This is a genomic window from Desulfofundulus sp. JL263-se (genome assembly GCF_056316025.1).
The window spans coordinates 2,522,763-2,537,639 of record NZ_CM149993.1; the positions used below are offsets into that span (position 1 = coordinate 2,522,763).

Annotated in this window: 18 protein-coding genes and 3 tRNA genes; 8 read left to right on the forward strand and 13 right to left on the reverse strand. The window is 47.2% G+C overall.

Annotation, left to right across the window (positions count from 1 at the left end; genetic code table 11):
- Nucleotides 1-28: 28 nt before the first annotated feature.
- From cas3 to cas6, 5 genes are read right to left on the reverse strand one after another with little or no spacing between them, the layout of a single operon-like run.
- The gene (gene cas3, locus ACX4JR_RS13045) at nucleotides 29-2,437 is read right to left on the reverse strand and encodes a CRISPR-associated helicase Cas3' (protein WP_476058461.1); all 2,409 of its coding nucleotides are present in this window, start codon (nucleotides 2,435-2,437) and stop codon (nucleotides 29-31) included.
- The gene (gene cas5 / locus ACX4JR_RS13050) at nucleotides 2,431-3,138 is read right to left on the reverse strand and encodes a CRISPR-associated protein Cas5 (protein WP_476058462.1); all 708 of its coding nucleotides are present in this window, start codon (nucleotides 3,136-3,138) and stop codon (nucleotides 2,431-2,433) included. The genes cas3 and cas5 overlap by 7 nt, the downstream gene beginning before the upstream one ends.
- Nucleotides 3,139-3,167: 29 nt before the next feature.
- On the reverse strand, nucleotides 3,168-4,127 hold the full coding sequence (locus ACX4JR_RS13055; protein WP_476058463.1) for a CRISPR-associated protein: 960 nt from the start codon (nucleotides 4,125-4,127) through the stop codon (nucleotides 3,168-3,170).
- Nucleotides 4,128-4,141: 14 nt separating this feature from the next.
- Nucleotides 4,142-6,256, reverse strand: a complete 2,115-nt coding sequence (locus ACX4JR_RS13060) for a TM1802 family CRISPR-associated protein (RefSeq protein ID WP_476058464.1) — start codon at nucleotides 6,254-6,256, stop codon at nucleotides 4,142-4,144.
- Between the two features lie 9 nt (nucleotides 6,257-6,265).
- On the reverse strand, nucleotides 6,266-6,964 hold the full coding sequence (gene cas6, locus ACX4JR_RS13065; RefSeq protein WP_476058465.1) for a CRISPR-associated endoribonuclease Cas6: 699 nt from the start codon (nucleotides 6,962-6,964) through the stop codon (nucleotides 6,266-6,268).
- A 419-nt stretch (nucleotides 6,965-7,383) separates the two neighbouring features.
- On the opposite strand from cas6, the gene ACX4JR_RS13070 reads away from it, so the two are divergent.
- The 3 genes from ACX4JR_RS13070 to ACX4JR_RS13080 all read left to right on the forward strand — a co-directional run bounded on the left by ACX4JR_RS13070 (nucleotide 7,384) and on the right by ACX4JR_RS13080 (nucleotide 8,448).
- Complete coding sequence (locus tag ACX4JR_RS13070) at nucleotides 7,384-7,761, forward strand: transposase (protein WP_476058466.1); 378 nt, start codon at nucleotides 7,384-7,386, stop codon at nucleotides 7,759-7,761.
- 101 nt (nucleotides 7,762-7,862) lie between these two features.
- Nucleotides 7,863-8,081: a hypothetical protein gene (locus tag ACX4JR_RS13075; protein WP_476058467.1), complete on the forward strand. Its 219-nt coding sequence runs from the start codon at nucleotides 7,863-7,865 to the stop codon at nucleotides 8,079-8,081.
- Entirely contained in the window at nucleotides 8,071-8,448 is a 378-nt protein-coding gene (locus ACX4JR_RS13080; protein ID WP_476058468.1) for a hypothetical protein, read from the forward strand. The genes ACX4JR_RS13075 and ACX4JR_RS13080 overlap by 11 nt, the downstream gene beginning before the upstream one ends.
- An 87-nt stretch (nucleotides 8,449-8,535) precedes the next feature.
- Here ACX4JR_RS13080 and ACX4JR_RS13085 read toward each other — a convergent pair whose 3' ends face one another.
- A complete protein-coding gene (locus ACX4JR_RS13085; RefSeq protein WP_476058469.1) occupies nucleotides 8,536-8,664 on the reverse strand; it encodes a hypothetical protein in 129 nt (42 codons plus the stop codon).
- Between the two features lie 11 nt (nucleotides 8,665-8,675).
- Here ACX4JR_RS13085 and ACX4JR_RS13090 point away from each other — a divergent pair, with 11 nt between their 5' ends.
- Nucleotides 8,676-8,819: a hypothetical protein gene (locus tag ACX4JR_RS13090; RefSeq protein WP_476058470.1), complete on the forward strand. Its 144-nt coding sequence runs from the start codon at nucleotides 8,676-8,678 to the stop codon at nucleotides 8,817-8,819.
- A 475-nt stretch (nucleotides 8,820-9,294) separates the two neighbouring features.
- Here the strand turns inward: ACX4JR_RS13090 and ACX4JR_RS13095 are convergent, their stop codons facing one another.
- The 3 genes from ACX4JR_RS13095 to ACX4JR_RS13105 are packed head-to-tail and all read right to left on the reverse strand — an operon-like array spanning nucleotide 9,295 to nucleotide 10,270.
- Nucleotides 9,295-9,570, reverse strand: a complete 276-nt coding sequence (locus ACX4JR_RS13095; RefSeq protein WP_476058471.1) for a DUF5320 domain-containing protein — start codon at nucleotides 9,568-9,570, stop codon at nucleotides 9,295-9,297.
- 29 nt (nucleotides 9,571-9,599) lie between these two features.
- A complete protein-coding gene (locus ACX4JR_RS13100) occupies nucleotides 9,600-9,866 on the reverse strand; it encodes a DUF5320 domain-containing protein (protein WP_476058472.1) in 267 nt (88 codons plus the stop codon).
- A 23-nt stretch (nucleotides 9,867-9,889) separates the two neighbouring features.
- Nucleotides 9,890-10,270 (reverse strand): NifB/NifX family molybdenum-iron cluster-binding protein, encoded by a 381-nt coding sequence (locus ACX4JR_RS13105; RefSeq protein WP_476058473.1) that lies wholly within the window; start codon nucleotides 10,268-10,270, stop codon nucleotides 9,890-9,892.
- A 178-nt stretch (nucleotides 10,271-10,448) separates the two neighbouring features.
- On the opposite strand from ACX4JR_RS13105, the gene ACX4JR_RS13110 reads away from it, so the two are divergent.
- A complete protein-coding gene (locus ACX4JR_RS13110) occupies nucleotides 10,449-12,473 on the forward strand; it encodes an FAD-dependent oxidoreductase (RefSeq protein ID WP_476058474.1) in 2,025 nt (674 codons plus the stop codon).
- Between the two features lie 95 nt (nucleotides 12,474-12,568).
- On the opposite strand, the gene ACX4JR_RS13115 is transcribed toward ACX4JR_RS13110, so the two are convergent.
- From ACX4JR_RS13115 to ACX4JR_RS13130, 4 genes are all read right to left on the reverse strand, one after another.
- Nucleotides 12,569-12,644: transfer RNA gene (locus ACX4JR_RS13115), tRNA-Lys, on the reverse strand.
- A gap of 30 nt (nucleotides 12,645-12,674) precedes the next feature.
- A tRNA-Gln gene (locus ACX4JR_RS13120) sits at nucleotides 12,675-12,749 on the reverse strand.
- A 10-nt stretch (nucleotides 12,750-12,759) separates the two neighbouring features.
- A tRNA-His gene (locus ACX4JR_RS13125) sits at nucleotides 12,760-12,836 on the reverse strand.
- A 100-nt stretch (nucleotides 12,837-12,936) separates the two neighbouring features.
- Entirely contained in the window at nucleotides 12,937-13,431 is a 495-nt protein-coding gene (locus ACX4JR_RS13130) for an HIT family protein (protein ID WP_476058475.1), read from the reverse strand.
- 205 nt (nucleotides 13,432-13,636) lie between these two features.
- On the opposite strand from ACX4JR_RS13130, the gene ACX4JR_RS13135 reads away from it, so the two are divergent.
- Genes ACX4JR_RS13135 through ACX4JR_RS13145 form a run of 3 tightly spaced genes read left to right on the forward strand, consistent with a single transcriptional unit; the run spans nucleotide 13,637 to nucleotide 14,847 of the window.
- The gene (locus ACX4JR_RS13135) at nucleotides 13,637-14,254 is read left to right on the forward strand and encodes an accessory gene regulator B family protein (protein ID WP_476058476.1); all 618 of its coding nucleotides are present in this window, start codon (nucleotides 13,637-13,639) and stop codon (nucleotides 14,252-14,254) included.
- A 6-nt stretch (nucleotides 14,255-14,260) separates the two neighbouring features.
- Entirely contained in the window at nucleotides 14,261-14,383 is a 123-nt protein-coding gene (locus ACX4JR_RS13140; RefSeq protein WP_476058477.1) for a cyclic lactone autoinducer peptide, read from the forward strand.
- A 23-nt stretch (nucleotides 14,384-14,406) separates the two neighbouring features.
- Nucleotides 14,407-14,847, forward strand: a complete 441-nt coding sequence (locus tag ACX4JR_RS13145) for a hypothetical protein (protein ID WP_476058478.1) — start codon at nucleotides 14,407-14,409, stop codon at nucleotides 14,845-14,847.
- Nucleotides 14,848-14,877: the final 30 nt, after the last annotated feature.

Genomic DNA, 14,877 nt, shown 5'->3' on the forward strand with positions numbered 1-14,877 from the left:
CAGTAGTTTTCAACAAAAGACTGCAAACTTACAGACAGCAATCAAAAAACTCATCTTCCCCATCCCCGTTTACATGGGCAAGGCCGGTTTCCTCCGAGTAGATATCGGGATCGACCAGGCAGGGAATAGGAGCATTAGTCAAAGAAGCAGCTAATTTAATTGCCACTTTATCACTTACCGGAACTGTAAAGTATTGTAAAAGGGCCAAAAACCTTTTTTTATCCAAAAAGTTTAACTGTAAGTGCTCCCGGGCAACAAATTTTTCATAGAGTTGTTCTGCCCCATTAGGAGCAAATTGGTATAAAAGCCTGGCTAAAGTTTCTTCCATATATTCCTCCCCCCACGGTACGAATAGGTTAACATGAGGAATATCCGCACCGAAGGGACTTATACCGGAAATGGCAGACCAGTTTCCGCAGGCTGCCTCAATCAAAGCGTCCATGGTTGCCGTTTGGGTGTTTCGGGCGAGACAATTTTTATAGAATTCTTGTACCAGTTGTGTTGTTGCGGGTTCTTCCCATGAAGGGCAGCGTGAAATACACAAATCGGTTTCTTCCCTTGGTATACTGGCCTGGTATACGTAGCGACGAGTATCGTTTTCTCCATCCCGAAAAAAAGGGAAAATAATGACCCTGGCTCTTGCCCCTTCGGCGTGCCTGTTAGCCCTTCCCGCAACCTGGGCAATAGAAGGCATTACAGGCAGAGCCCTCATCAAAGTGCGAAAACTTAAATCAACCCCGGCTTCAAGAATTTGGGTACAAACTACCACCGTGGGCTCGCCGGACCGGAGTTTATCCGCAATTTCCCTAATCCTCCGGCCCTTATGTAAAGGAGTCATGGAGCCGGAAAGGTTATAACAGTGTATTCCCAAAGGAACTAGATTTTTAACTTCGTTATAAACCAGCGCGGCATCGCGAATGGTATTCATTACAACTCCCACTGAGGGTGATCTCATAATTTCCTCCAATACCATTTTCGCAACGTCATACTGGTCCAGCGGCTCCTTAAGGGAAGCTATTTGATAACGATTGGGAGTGTCAAACTTGGGGGCCAGAGGAATAAGATTCTCCGGTAAGCCCATTTCCACCGGCGGGAGAGTAGCCGTGGTAAATAGCACCTGAAGGTCATATTCTTCGGCAGCGGCAGACAGCATTTGCAAAAACACGTTCCAAACGGCCCCATCGATAATTTGAGGTTCGTCGATAATAACAAATGCCCTTTCCAAACCCTTTAATCTCAAAGTATGTTGGGCCCGCCTGGGGAAAAGGGCCCGGAAAAGCTGATTAAACGTAGTGGTTATTACCGGGGCGGCTTGCCAAGCATCCAGGGCCAGGTAAAATATTTCATTGGCATGGTCATCCCCCCTGGTATCATCCATAACCGAAAGATGATGATGTTGAACCACTTCTAGCCCTGTAAAGGCCTTGATTTCGGCGGTAGCCTGGGACAGTATGGAAAGGTATGGTGCCACATATATTATTTTTTGGCTGCGCCCCCCGGCACAAGACGCTAGGGCCAGTTTGAGTGATGTTAGCGTTTTCCCCAATCCAGTGGAAAGTAAAAGGCTAAAAAATTTTGCCTCCCAATTCCTTTTATAGTTCTCAAATACGGCATCCTGGAGCCACTGCCTGAGCTTTACTAAATCGCGGGAAGCACTACTTAAGCGGATCGCTTCCCTTCCCTTGGCTTTACACAGTAAGTTCAAGTTCTCCAGGGCCTGCTGTGCCTCACCGGCGGCCAAAAAAGTGGCACGCAGGCCGGAAACATGATACCGGTCGCCAGCTATCAGGCCGGAAGTGGCAGAGCGCAGGGCCTCTCGGGCCGCTGCAGAATATTTATTACTTCCCTTTTCCAACCTTCGCTTAATAAAACCAGACAACTTATGGTACCAGCGCTCCCAAATGGCAGGAAACTCCCTTAACCACTGTTTAAAACCTTCCTGACCGGGATTACACACGGGAACATAACGAGCAACCAAGGTAAGAAGCCCGGGCAAATCAATCTCACTGAAAAAATCGTAAGATAAAGTATTAGCCCACGGCACTTCCTGCTCAATATTATCCAGGGTGCCATGATGATCATAAATATCCCTGGCCAAACGCATTATAAGAAGCCGCAGTTTCCTTAATTCTTCCCCCCGCGGACACCATTTTTCCATCAAGTCTACAGCACAATAACAAAAAAGGGCGGCACCGGCAGGAGAGTGCGCCGGGCCTTTCCTACGCTTCTCCTCCGGCGTATTGATATATTTTTGCCATCCCGCATGGGCCTTACCGGCATCATGCAAGAGCCCGGCAATAAAGCGAAGCACTTCTTCTTTACCGCCGTCAGGCCTTCCCCAGGCAAAGCCTACTGCTTCCAAATGTCCAACCAACGAGTGCTCTGTGCCGTCTGCATCCGCCGGCCTAGCAATACAATCTCCCAATGGAATTACCAAAGACAAACCACCTCTTTTTCTCTAAGAAAACAAAACCGGAAGGGCTTATCCGTAGAATTATTTTTAAATTTAAAAATAATGGGCTTTCCTGTAGTTTCATAAATTATATTTATTGTTCCACGAAATCTTCGCTCCCCCATATATTCATAGTGCATTCCACCTACCCTCCCGTATTGGGCGCCATCCACGGGTACCAGACTACCAATAGCGTGACTGGGGATAACACTCTTACAAGTTAGCTGCTGGCCGGGACAGGGATTTAATTCTTCCGCATCTGTACATTCAATAAACCTGGGAAAAGTTAGGCAATAAGCGCTACCAAGGTAAGTGAGATAACAACTTTTACTCTGCTGCAACATTTCATTGAGTTTTTCCAAGTGATCACCGGTATAATAAATACGATAATAGGGACTAACCACCAATTCCACTGAAGTAGGTCTATTAAAGGTGCTCTTCGCTTCCCCCAGCCAACCTTTGCCGAGCATGGACATCTCCTGGGAGCAGGTGCGTACCGGAGAAAGCAGTTGTATTCCCAACCAATTTTTGCCAGTTAGTCGCTTTAGACCCAAGACAGAGCCGACAAGTCCCTGTAGTGCTGTCCTGGTGATGAAAGGGTAAGTGGCATGGGTCCCTGTAGTATCGGGGCGGCGAAAATGCCCCAACTTCCCCCGCAGGTCAAATATAAGCAGTTTCAGATACATCACCCCCCCCCCGGGAACTTTGATTTATATTACTCCATCTTACACTTGTCACCGGGCAGGTCTCCTATGATTTTCAGCCCAGAATGCACCCAGTAACGCAGGCGGGCAATTTTTTTCTTATTTTCAATAAATAGTTCTTGCAGCCTGGATACATCCAGTTCCACCTCGGGTAGTGACGTCGGCGGGTTTCCGCCCAGCCAGGCCTCCCACTCGGGTTTTAAGGAAATAAAATCTTCCAGGTAGCCAATGCGGAAAAAGGGATCTTTATATTCCACGTGGACCATTAAAAGAGGTTGCTGAATACCCCGCCCCCGAGCTTGACGGTGTCGGGTACCCTTCCACAATCCTTCCAATAGCAGCTCTACGTCCTCATTATCCATTTTGGTTTCAGCGGCAATACTGGCATTTATTACCGCTGGCATGGCAAATATAGCAAAAGGAAGAGTATAGGTAGTCCATATTGTCCCCTGCTGGCTCCCCTGCTCCCCCTGCTCGGTAACCTTAATGTCTTTGCTCGGCATCACCACGGTTCCCTGTACATACCTGGTTTCAACGGGGTGCAACGAGTGAGCCCAGCCGAACTGCACGGGGCCGGTTTGATTAAAGCTTTCCTTATCAACACTATATACCGCCCCGAAAACCCGCATATCAAAACTGGATGCTAAAAGGTCCTCACGTTTATTTTTTGACGACTTTTTACCCGCAGCTTCCAGAATTGCTTCGGCCAGTTTTTGCCGGCCCAACAATTTTCCGTCCTTTGTCCGCTCCTGGCGGCAAAAAATGAAATAGCGCTTCTTTTCCCCGCCATCGGGATATTTAGCCAACACAAAATCCCTTACGTCCCGCTTAATACTTACATCAGAAAGGGATATTCTACCGTCGTCTTCTCCAAACAGTCTTCTTGCATCACTTTCATTTAACGGGTCCCTGTTAGGAATACCGTCCTTTACACACTTGACAAATAGAATTTCACCGCTGTTTACACTCATAGTGGAAACCTCCTTTAATTTGTATCACTATGGTCACCGTTATTGTCTTTTCCGGTTCCCGCAAGGGCATAACCGGCCCAAAAGGCAGCCATAAAGGCATCCCTCTCCCTTGCAACCTCATCTTTTAAACGGCTGTATTCCATAAGCACCACCGCAAACCGTTGTCTCAAATCGTCAGAAATGTGCATGTCTAGCTTTCGGGCATACTCGTCCACGCGGGAAAGGGCTCTCTTCCATATGGAATCGGGTGTCAAATTGCTCCCAAAGGTCATTACCCGGTGTTTTAAAAAGTCTTTACCGTTACTGGCATGCCAGTATTGCCTTGCAAACACCCGAATAAGATGCCCGGCTGCAAAACCCAATTCCTCCGGGTCCTTAAAACAAAGCTCGTTAATTGGCCCTTCCCTTACAAAACTTTGTAATTCCCGCCAATCTCTCATCATTTTGCACCTCCGATTTCCGGCCTTCAATGCAATGGCATCATTATACCTTCTCAGAAATTCACCAAAGGACAGGTAAAAAATTACCTCGCCGCATAATTCAGGGTAATTATCAGGAAGCCCGCGGGCCAGTTCACTCATGCGGCAAGCTGCGTTTGACAGGAACCACCGGCGAGAAATATCCCCACGGTGGAAAACTGCGCTTAGAACCTTCCAAGTATACGGGGCACCGTAGGCAGTAGTTATTAAATAAGGAAGCGAACTATAACGACTTCTAAGAAAGACGCTATACTTATCTGAAACTTCAGCATATAAGGCAGCAGCCAAATCTACGGCAAATTCCCCTATATCCACCACAATTTTTTTTAACTCCCTGGCTACTGAAGGTAATACATCTTCTATGGTAGCTCGCAAGTGAATATCTCCACGGCTGGAGTCACCTGAGTAATAAATTATAGTCATTCGGTAATCATCTGCACTGATTTCCTCAGGCAATGAACTTTCAAACCCAGTAACTTCTTGTAAGTGAATTTTTATTTTATCACCCCGGGGTTTTTCTTCCAACATATGGGTCATTCCATCAACAAAATCAAAACGATCTTCTTCATCGTCCAAAAAATTATCCAAGACCGGCAGTACGTAAGCACAGCCGTAAATTTTATCCGGAGCATTGCCCCTGCGTGATAACTCCTTGCCCGCAGCAGTTGAAGAAGGTGAAAATAATTCTTTAGTTAACCAATTATCCAAGGGCTTTGTTAATTTATTGAAAAGGTTGGCCCCGTAGGTGAGGGCCTCGTAACAACCGGGACAAACTGCTATGGTTTCTACTAGTTCCTTAGGTTTGAGCGTTACCGGCAAAGGACAATTCCAGGTGGTGGTAAACCATGTCCAGGCCTTACAGTACGTAGAAACCACTTTACCCTCTTCTCCGCAAAAATAACATATGGCCCCCTCGCCTTCCCGCTCACCCATTTCAGCTCCCTCTGCCAGCTTGGCCTCCCAAAATCTTTCCTTAATTAAGTCCAGCTTGGCCACCAGGTACTTACCTTTGCGAAGCATACTAGGACCTAAATAAGCCAGAGACGCATCACCCACGGGAGCCGTATCATTTAATTGATAAGGCCCACCTTCCTCAAGCACCGCCAGAACAATCAGGCCCAGCAATTTTTCCTTAGAATCCTCTTTAATTTTCCTGAAAACCCCATGTAGCTGAGAAGCTGTTTCTTTGATTTCTTGGTCTGTTAAACTTATCCTGATTGTTCTGCTCAATCTACCTGATAAGAATTTTTCTACTTCTTCAGGACCTTTTACAAATTGTTGAAAATGCTTATCATAAACCAAATAAGAAGATACACCATAACGCCCCTGCGGCTTCAAAGGATTCCCCGAGGGAATAACGAAAGGTGCCCCTACCGCCCGGCTCACATCTTGCTCAAACACTTGCTTTTTACTTTTGGAACCTTGCGAACGGTATTCGCCCCACTGCTGCACAGGTAAAGCCGCTATAGCTGTTTTATTCCCCTTTTTGTCAATTTCTACCACGAAAACCCGGGAAAGAAACCCGCTGGCCGAATTGACCCCTACGTCGGACACCTGGCGTAAAATTGCCCGGGAGGATATTCCCCCCTCCACCATGGGCTTACCAAGTCGAATGAGGCTTTCAATTAGCAGATTAATCCCTCCCTTCAAAAAGATGTTTTAATTTTCTTTTTCTAACTGTATACATCCATAGCCCTGAGAATTTTTGGCTCCCAGACCGGCATCAACAGCTACCTGCAAAAGTTCTCGAGGCGCGCAGAGCCTTAAACGACAAGTATAACCTTTTATAACCGTTTGCTTGTAGATGGTGATATTCATCCGGGGTCGGTTTAGCGGCTCCAAAATAAAATTCCCCTCCGGGGCAGCCCGGCCATAGTAAGCCGCATACTTTTTGCGAAGATTATCCTCCACCAGCCTGGCGAATTCTTTTTCACCGGGCTGGAAATAACATGTATATTTATCCCCTTCAAGATTATAAAAGGTGCTATAAACCACCACGGGCGAAATGAGATTTACCGTGATAACATCCCGGGCAATTACTGGCTTTTCGACATTGATACTAGTTACCTCCACCGGTACATTGCCTAAACGAATTTCGCCTTCACCCAATATACATCCCATAAGGGAAGCGCAAAACTCCTCTATGGGAGAAGAAATATACAACCGCGCACCTTCCTTAAAAAATATTTGTTTTTTGCTCTGGTCCAAGTGATATTTTCCCAACAACCGCGAAAAAGTAAAAAACTTAAACCGGCGGCTTCCATAGACATATCCCCGGTCATGAAGAAAGACGGCCAAATCTTTAGAAATATTTTCATAAATGGCTCCCTGAATAAGGCGATTATAATGGATTGGCAAGAACAAGCCACCATTCTTTCCCCGTAGGGACAAACAAAGACGCAAAATGTCACCCCCCTTCAACGGCTGAATACTTTCGGAAACTCCCAAACATTGACTGCCAAGCCCTCCAGCGAGGGCTTTTATCTTTTCACCCCAAAAAACATAGGGGCAAAAATAGCTAATATCATTAGAAATCCAAAGCATTTCTTAAGTATATCATCTTAATACCCAACAATACCCAATTACGGAACTTGATTTTTTGAAATCACCCCAAAATAGACTTGTATGGTATTTTTTACCATAGTGCTGTTTTGGGTGGTGTTTTTTATATGCTTTTGTACTGTCGCCGTCATTCTGAGTATCAACATTTCCTTCGCAAATGGGTTCCACTGCTTTGGGCGGAAGACCCGAAAAGATTGGAGTCGTTTAGTAAGTCTTTGGCTAAACTATGGCTCTTGGATTTGGACCCGGCCATACCTTTGTTGTTACCATACTTCCCGGATTGCGGGCGGCCTGTGGAATTTGACCCCGTAGATCTTTTGCGCTCTCTCATTTTGATGACTGACCGGAAGGTGTTTAGTATCACCAAGTGGGTTAAAGAGCTGCGTTCCGATAAGGTTCTGGCTGTACTGTCCGGCTTTGAGCCGAAAAAAACTCCCAGTGTGGGTACTTTTTATGATTTTGTTGACCGTTTCTGGCTTGAGGATAAGGATGTACAGCGCAGCCGGCGCTGGCGTTTAAAAACACCTATGCGCAAACCGCGCAAGAAGTTTAAGGCCGGGGAAAAATTGCCGCCAAAGCAACCGGCATTGTAAGTAAGCTTGTTAAGCAGGTTCTAAAAGGTCGTGAGCCTTTCCCGGTCCGGGCTGAAAGGTTGCTCCAGGAGGTTTTCGCCCGCTGTTTTGTTGACCGTTCGGTGGAGCTGGGGTTAATACCCGACCCGCTTGATTTGGTTCTTTCCGGTGACGGTTCTTCTGTCCGCACCGGGGCGCCAGCCCTTATGGCGTTAAGGTTTGTGATTGCCGCAAAAAGGGCGTTTTTAATTGTGATTGCAAGCGCCGTTTTGCCGACCCCCGGGCCCGGTGGGGCTGGGATAGTTACCGCCAGGAGTATTTTACGGCTATATGCTTTATGAGTTGACTTCTGCCGCCGGCCGTTATGATTTGCCGGTTTATCTCCGCTTTACCCAGGCTCAGCGGCATGATGCGGTGATGGGTGTGGTGTCTTTGGCTGAGTTCAGGCAAGTTTATCCTTACCTGAGGACCGGCAAGTTCTTGGGCGATTCGGCCCACGATGTGTACCCTTTTTACGAGCTTTTGGCTCACTGGAACGTTGAGCCTTTTATTGATTTAAACCCCAAGAATAAGGGGCATTTTCGCCATGCTCCACCCGTCCAGGTTAATGACTATGGCATTCCTTTATGTCCCAGGGGCTTTTCCATGGTTTTCTGGGGCTACCAGAAAACCCGTCCAGCACTCAATAAATTGAGTGCTGGAACGTAACCGCTTTAAATGGCGCTGTCCCAATGTTGCGGGCAGTAAGTTGGTTAAAAGCCGGGTTTGTTGTGATACACCGTGTTCGCCGTCCCCTTACGGCCGCACGGTGTATACCAAACCCCATGATGACCTGCGCTTCTTTACCCCTACGCCGCGCAATTCCGAGGCCTGGAAGAGGGTATATAATCTGCGGTCCAGTTCGGAGCGGTCTTTTAGCCGCAAAAAGAAGGATTATGAGCTGGAACGCTGCCGGGTACTGGCGCGCTCATTTTGTTGCTATGAATCAGCGCCTGGATGCATGGGTGGAGCATGCTGTCAAAGGACAGGCCTTTGATATCTGGACTGAAGTGCTGGGCACTTCAGAAGCTGCAGCGTAGTTTTTTAGAATTTCAATTTTCATATTCCCATTTATTGCCTTCGCAAAGGCTTAGTCTCTTGTTGTCTTTTTAGGTTCCATAATTTGGAATTCGAGTTTGGTTTGTTTGTCTTCACTAATAATGTGTAAATATTTTCATATTATTGGGTTATTTAACATTATGGCTGTTTTTTACCTGGGAGCTTTTAACTGTTTCCGAGATTACTCACAGCTACGGCCAAAAGAACAAATGCAGGTGTTTTGAACAATTCGCCACTAATCCCGCACTTCCTGCATTTTTTTGCAGCTTTTATCTTTTTTTACCAATTTCAAAGAAGCGGGGCATTCTCATCATTAACCGGTGCCGCCGCAGGCGACATGAACACCCTGGTCAAAAAAATTATAATCAATCCCCCCGGCAAAATTTTTTCAAAAAGGTAAGCGGAGAACCATTTCCACGGTTCCCCGCTGTATTTACCTATTCCGCTGCCTTTAACCTACTCCTCATCCTTTTTCGGCTTTTGCTTTTCTAAATCCTCCAGCCTTTTCTGGATCATATCCAGCTCAGTTTTCAGCGCATTAGCCCTGCCTTCCAAAAAATCAATTTCTGACTGATAATCCGGAGCATACGGCCAGGGCCCCCACGGAGCGTAATATGCCCACCTCCAGCCGGGGCACCAGGGAGAGCGCCCAAAGAAGCCACGTCCCCAGCCCCTGCCGGGACCCCAGGCATGCCACCCGTACCCGAGACCAAAACCCCAGCCTCGCGGCATATATACATCCCCCTTTCTTAAAAGTTTTGTTAAAAATCCCTTATTCCTTTAATTTTCTTTTCTATGGAGTTTAATTGTTCCCTCAAGAACCTCAGCTGGCCGGTTATATCGTCTACACTCCTGTTCGTCACGTTCTGGCGTGGTTGAATATTAGGATTGAACCAGCGCCAGCCCCGGCCGAACCAGCCGCCAAACCTGTTCACAAACCCGGGTACCGAATTGCCGGAACAAAAACCGGCACCCCGGCCTGTTTTAGGACCTTGACCCCAAGGCCCGGTTCTATCTCCTCTGGGCATAAAGCACACCTCCACACCAAAGATTATTTATGATGGTGGCAGTGACCGTCCCCATGGCCGCCATGACCATCATGGGGATGATCACACAGGCTTTCGCCGGATTTAAGCTGCCCATTTACAAAAGATTGAATTACCTGGTCAACATTACCGGTTACCCCCACAAAAGTCTGGATATTATGTTGATTAAACAGACCCTGCGCCCGGGGACCCATGCCCCCTGCAATAACGCAGGAAACACCCATCCTGGCCAGGTAACCGGGCAGGAAGCCGGGCTCATGTCCCGGATTGGGAATAACCACTTTGTTTTTAACTTCACCGCCGGATATGTCGGCCAGGGTGTACTCCGGGCAGCGCCCGAAATGCTGGGCCACTGAATTGCCATCCGTTGCTATAGCGATCTTCATTGTTTATAACCTCCCAAATAATGAACTTATGCTCAAAACAATTATATCCTGTTTATGAACATATGTCAATAATTAAACAGGCTACTTTTGCAAAAAAGTAACCCGTCCCATTTTCATGTTTATTTTGCCTTCCATTGACTAATACTACCGTTAAATACTGTTTAAGGAGGTCCAGAGCATGAGATTTCCCAAGCTTTTCGAAGAAGGCTACATTGGAAACATGCGTATCCGCAACAGAACGGTAATGCCTCCCATGGGAACAAACCTGGCCAATGAAAACGGCGCGGTGACCCCGGCCATGATCCACTATTACCGGGAAAGGGCCAAGGGCGGGGTAGGTTTAATTATTACTGAAATTAATTGTATAGATGCGCCGCTGGGTAACGCCATCGCCAACGAGCTTACTATCCACGATAATTCCTATATCGCCGGCCATAACGAACTGGTAGAAGCCGTCAAGGAGCACGGCGCTAAAATAATTACCCAGCTCCATCACGCCGGACGCCAGACCACTATGGAAAACACCTTTGGCCTGCAGCCGGTGGCACCGTCGGCAATACCCGACCCCTACCTCAAGGTAATGCCCAGAGAACTTTCGGTTCCCGAGATTGAGGAAATCATTGAAAAATTCATCAAAGCTGCTACTAGGGCCCAAAATGCCGGGTATGACGGTGTGGAGCTTCACGGGGCCCACGGCTATCTCATCGGCCAGTTCATGTCCCCCTTCAGCAATAAGCGCACCGATCTCTACGGTGGCGACTTAAGCGGGCGCATGAAATTCCCCCTGGAAATTATCAAAGGAATCAAAAAGGCCGCCGGGGAAGATTTCCCCGTAGTATTCCGCTTTAGCGCCGATGAATTCGTGGAAGGGGGCATCCACCTGGAAGAAGCCAAGCAAATAGCTCGCATGCTCCAGGATGCGGGCGTGGACGCCCTGGATATCTCCAGCGGCACTTACGCCTCCATGCCAACCATTTTGGAGCCCATGAGCTATCCCGAAGGGTGGCGGGCATACCTGGCGGAAGAAATCAAAAAAGTAATTCATATTCCGGTAATAACCGTGGGTGTTATCCGCAGCCCGGAAACGGCAGAGGGCATCCTGGCTGAAGGTAAAGCGGACTTTGTGGCCCTGGGGCGGACCCTTATAGCCGACCCGGAATGGCCCCTTAAGGCAATGGAGGGCCGCACGGAGGATATACGCAAGTGCATCACTTGTAATGTCTGGTGCATCGGCGAGCGGGTATTTAAAAATTTGCACATACGCTGCACAGTTAACCCGGCGGCCGGCCGCGAACTGGAATTCCCGTCCATCACTTCCACCTTGAGCCCCATGCACTTCGCTGTGGTCGGCGGAGGTCCCGCCGGAATGGAAGCAGCCAGGGTGTTGGCCGCTGCCGGGCACAGGGTCACCCTGTTTGAAAGGGAACCGGAACTGGGCGGGCAGGTAAAATTGGCCGCAGTACCGCCGGGGAAAGAAAAAATAAAGTGGTCCATTGATTACCTGCAAACGCAAATCAGGAAACTGGGCGTGGAGATACACTTGAACACTGAAGCCAATGCCGACATGCTCCATGGTATGGACATCGCCGCCGTTATCCTGGCCACGGGGGCGGTACCGCTGATTCCCGACATTCCCGGTGTACATACCCCCAACGTAACTACGGCCTGGGACCTGCTGGCCGGAAAATACCAGGTGGGCGAAAAAGTGGTAGTGATAGGTGGGGGAAGTACAGGCTGCGAAACGGCCCTCTTCCTGAAGCACCGCGGAGTGGACGTAACGGTGGTAGAAATGGAAGACGAATTGGCTGCGGACACAGAACCTATAAGTAGAATATCTTTATTGAAAGAACTGCGTAAAAGCGGAGTTCGCACACTAACCGGCTTAAATGTTCGGGAAATAAAGCCCGACGGAGTGATGGCCCTGGATCGCAAATGGAAGGAATACTGGTTCCCCTGTACCCACATTGTGCTCTCAGTGGGATCGGTGTCTTTAAATTACCTGGAGGGGGAGCTAAGACAAAGGGGTATGCGGGTCTTTGTAATAGGTGATGCCAAAAAGCCCCGCAAGCTTAATCACGCCATCAGCGAAGGCTTCCTAACGGCACACCGCATTCTCCAGGCAGAAACCCTGGTCCAGCCTTACCGCCCCTTCCCGGTGCAGCAGCCTTACCGGGAACAGCAACAACAACCGGTATTACAGTAAACCTGCACCAATTTGCCCGGCATTCCCTCTGCCGGGCATTTATTAAAAAAAAAGAACAAGGGCTTCGACTTTAAAATATCGAAACCCTTGTTCTTTGGTGAGCCATCCAGGACTCGAACCTGGGACACCCTGATTAAAAGTCAGGTGCTCTGCCAACTGAGCTAATGGCCCGAAACCGGCCGCATGCGGCCGTATTTTTAATGGCTGGGGCGGCTGGATTCGAACCAACGCATGGCGGGTCCAAAGCCCGCTGCCTTACCGCTTGGCTACGCCCCAACATAAATAATGGGGTGGATGATGGGACTCGAACCCATGACCTCCAGAGCCACAATCTGGCGCTCTAACCAACTGAGCTACACCCACCACATATTATTGAAATATTAATTTCTTAAAACCTGCAAAAAATATGTTACCAAATACACGGCCTTATGTCAAGAAGAGATTTTTAGAAGTTTTTGGGATATTACTTGCCACTTTCCTTCTTTATAGCCTCTTTAAGCTTTTTATAGGTTTCGTCCAATCCTTCCGATATTACCCGTACATCACCTATCACAGGCATAAAGTTTGTATCCCCATCCCACCGGGGCACAATATGTATGTGGAAATGGCCCGGTATACCGGCACCGGCAACTTTACCCAGGTTTATACCGATATTAAAGCCGTGGGGGTTGTTAAAGGCCAAGCGTAACACCCTGACCATCCACTGGGTCATTTGAAACAGTTCCAGGGATTCTTCCGCACTGAGCTCTTCTATATCACCCACATGCCGCTTGGGTGCCACCAGCAGGTGCCCGTTATTATAAGGAAAAACATTCATTATAACAAATGTCTTATCCCCCCGGGCCACCACATGGTTTGCCTCATCCTCAGTAGAATTTAATTTTTCACAAAAAATACACTCTGAGCCATGGTCTTTACCTATATAAACCGAGCGCCAGGGCGCCCAAAGTCTTTCCATAGCCCTTACCTCCCGACTTCATAAATCTTTATGACCGCATTTAAAGATTTTAACAAGACTTCATTCAACAATAAAAGGTTTAATTCCTTCAATAGCTTTCCTCTTAAAACAACAAAATTTTCCTTAAATTAAGAAAGGATTTAAAAGAAATTTATAGAAGAAATTGTTTTGTAAATCTTTTTTTACAAAGCATTTAGGTAGAAAAATGATAGCACCGCTTAAAAAACTTGCAGGAATACTTGCCCGGGAATCGAGCATTTCTGGTATTGCCTGGGATAAGGACGTTATTTACTATGGCCTGCAATTCGTTATTTACAACCTTATTACGTTCTGTACCATAATCCTTTTAGCCTGGATGCTGGACATATTACCTTATACTCTCACCGTATATACAACTTCACTGTCCCTGAGAATTTTCACCGGTGGGCGCCATTCAGCAGGCCCCGTAGCTTGTTTTATTTACACGGTGGGCACAATTTGCCTGGCAGGAGCCCTTTCCATATATCTCGGACATCTGTTGCCCCTCTCGTCTTTATACTTTTTAGCTGCTTTTGTTGTACTTGCCACCTTTTTCTGTATCATCAAATACGCCCCGGTAGTTGTTGCCTCCAAGTCCCTTAGCAAAACAAAACTGAAACTGCAGAAAAAACTATCACTGGCAGTCTGGGGAATATGGGTCACCGTCTTAATATTTTTATTTGCCGGCTTTTTTAAATTAAGTTCGGAAATGGTGGTTGCCGTTTCCATGGGAATGCTTGTTCAAGATATTTCATTACTGCCTCTCTCTAGAAATAAACAGAGCAAAGAGGCGGAGAGGAGGTGAAAAAAGATGAAAAGGATACTTTTGACGGTGTTATGTACCGTGCTTTTCTGGCTGGCCCAGGTAGGCGCTTCCTGGGCATGTTGGGGCCATTGGTATGAACCCGATATTCCCGATGCATTAAAAAAATAGCTTAAATGAGGTGAGCACTTAATTTGCTTATTCAAGGTCTGTTCCAAGGGTTTCCGGAAATCATTTCTCTAATGCTGGTCATGCTCACACTTATGGGATGCCGCCTGCCGGCATCCAAATTTCTTCTTTTAGCAGCCTTTATGACCGGCCTCATCGGTTTATTGCGCACGCTGCCTCTAACATTCGGCTTCCATGTTATAATCGGCATTATTGTGCTGGGCTTTTCAATTTCCTTGCTAACTCGTAAGTCCCTGGCAAAAACCTTAATCCTCGCAGCAACATCATATGCAATCCTCGCTTTCTATGAAGTAACAATTCACTTCTTGTTTCTTAAATTAAGCGGTTTAAAAGTTAGTGATTTAACTGGAAGCACTTTTTGGATATTTTTAGGCTGGCCGCATATAATCGCCATGTTGCTAACGGCGTATGTTTTATGGAAAAAAAATATCAAGCTTAAATTTTAATCAAGCTTACTATGGTTTTGTCCAGAAACA

Bases quoted from the DNA above. Each gene is read 5' to 3' on its own strand.
- cas5 (WP_476058462.1), bottom strand. From the start codon at position 3,138: ATGTATCTGAAACTGCTTATATTTGACCTGCGGGGGAAGTTGGGGCAT.
- ACX4JR_RS13055 (WP_476058463.1), bottom strand. From the start codon at position 4,127: ATGAGTGTAAACAGCGGTGAAATTCTATTTGTCAAGTGTGTAAAGGAC.
- ACX4JR_RS13080 (WP_476058468.1), top strand. From the start codon at position 8,071: ATGCTTTATGAGTTGACTTCTGCCGCCGGCCGTTATGATTTGCCGGTT.
- ACX4JR_RS13090 (WP_476058470.1), top strand. From the start codon at position 8,676: ATGAGCTGGAACGCTGCCGGGTACTGGCGCGCTCATTTTGTTGCTATG.
- ACX4JR_RS13095 (WP_476058471.1), bottom strand. From the start codon at position 9,570: ATGCCGCGAGGCTGGGGTTTTGGTCTCGGGTACGGGTGGCATGCCTGG.
- ACX4JR_RS13100 (WP_476058472.1), bottom strand. From the start codon at position 9,866: ATGCCCAGAGGAGATAGAACCGGGCCTTGGGGTCAAGGTCCTAAAACA.
- ACX4JR_RS13105 (WP_476058473.1), bottom strand. From the start codon at position 10,270: ATGAAGATCGCTATAGCAACGGATGGCAATTCAGTGGCCCAGCATTTC.
- ACX4JR_RS13110 (WP_476058474.1), top strand. From the start codon at position 10,449: ATGAGATTTCCCAAGCTTTTCGAAGAAGGCTACATTGGAAACATGCGT.
- ACX4JR_RS13130 (WP_476058475.1), bottom strand. From the start codon at position 13,431: ATGGAAAGACTTTGGGCGCCCTGGCGCTCGGTTTATATAGGTAAAGAC.
- ACX4JR_RS13135 (WP_476058476.1), top strand. From the start codon at position 13,637: ATGATAGCACCGCTTAAAAAACTTGCAGGAATACTTGCCCGGGAATCG.
- ACX4JR_RS13140 (WP_476058477.1), top strand. From the start codon at position 14,261: ATGAAAAGGATACTTTTGACGGTGTTATGTACCGTGCTTTTCTGGCTG.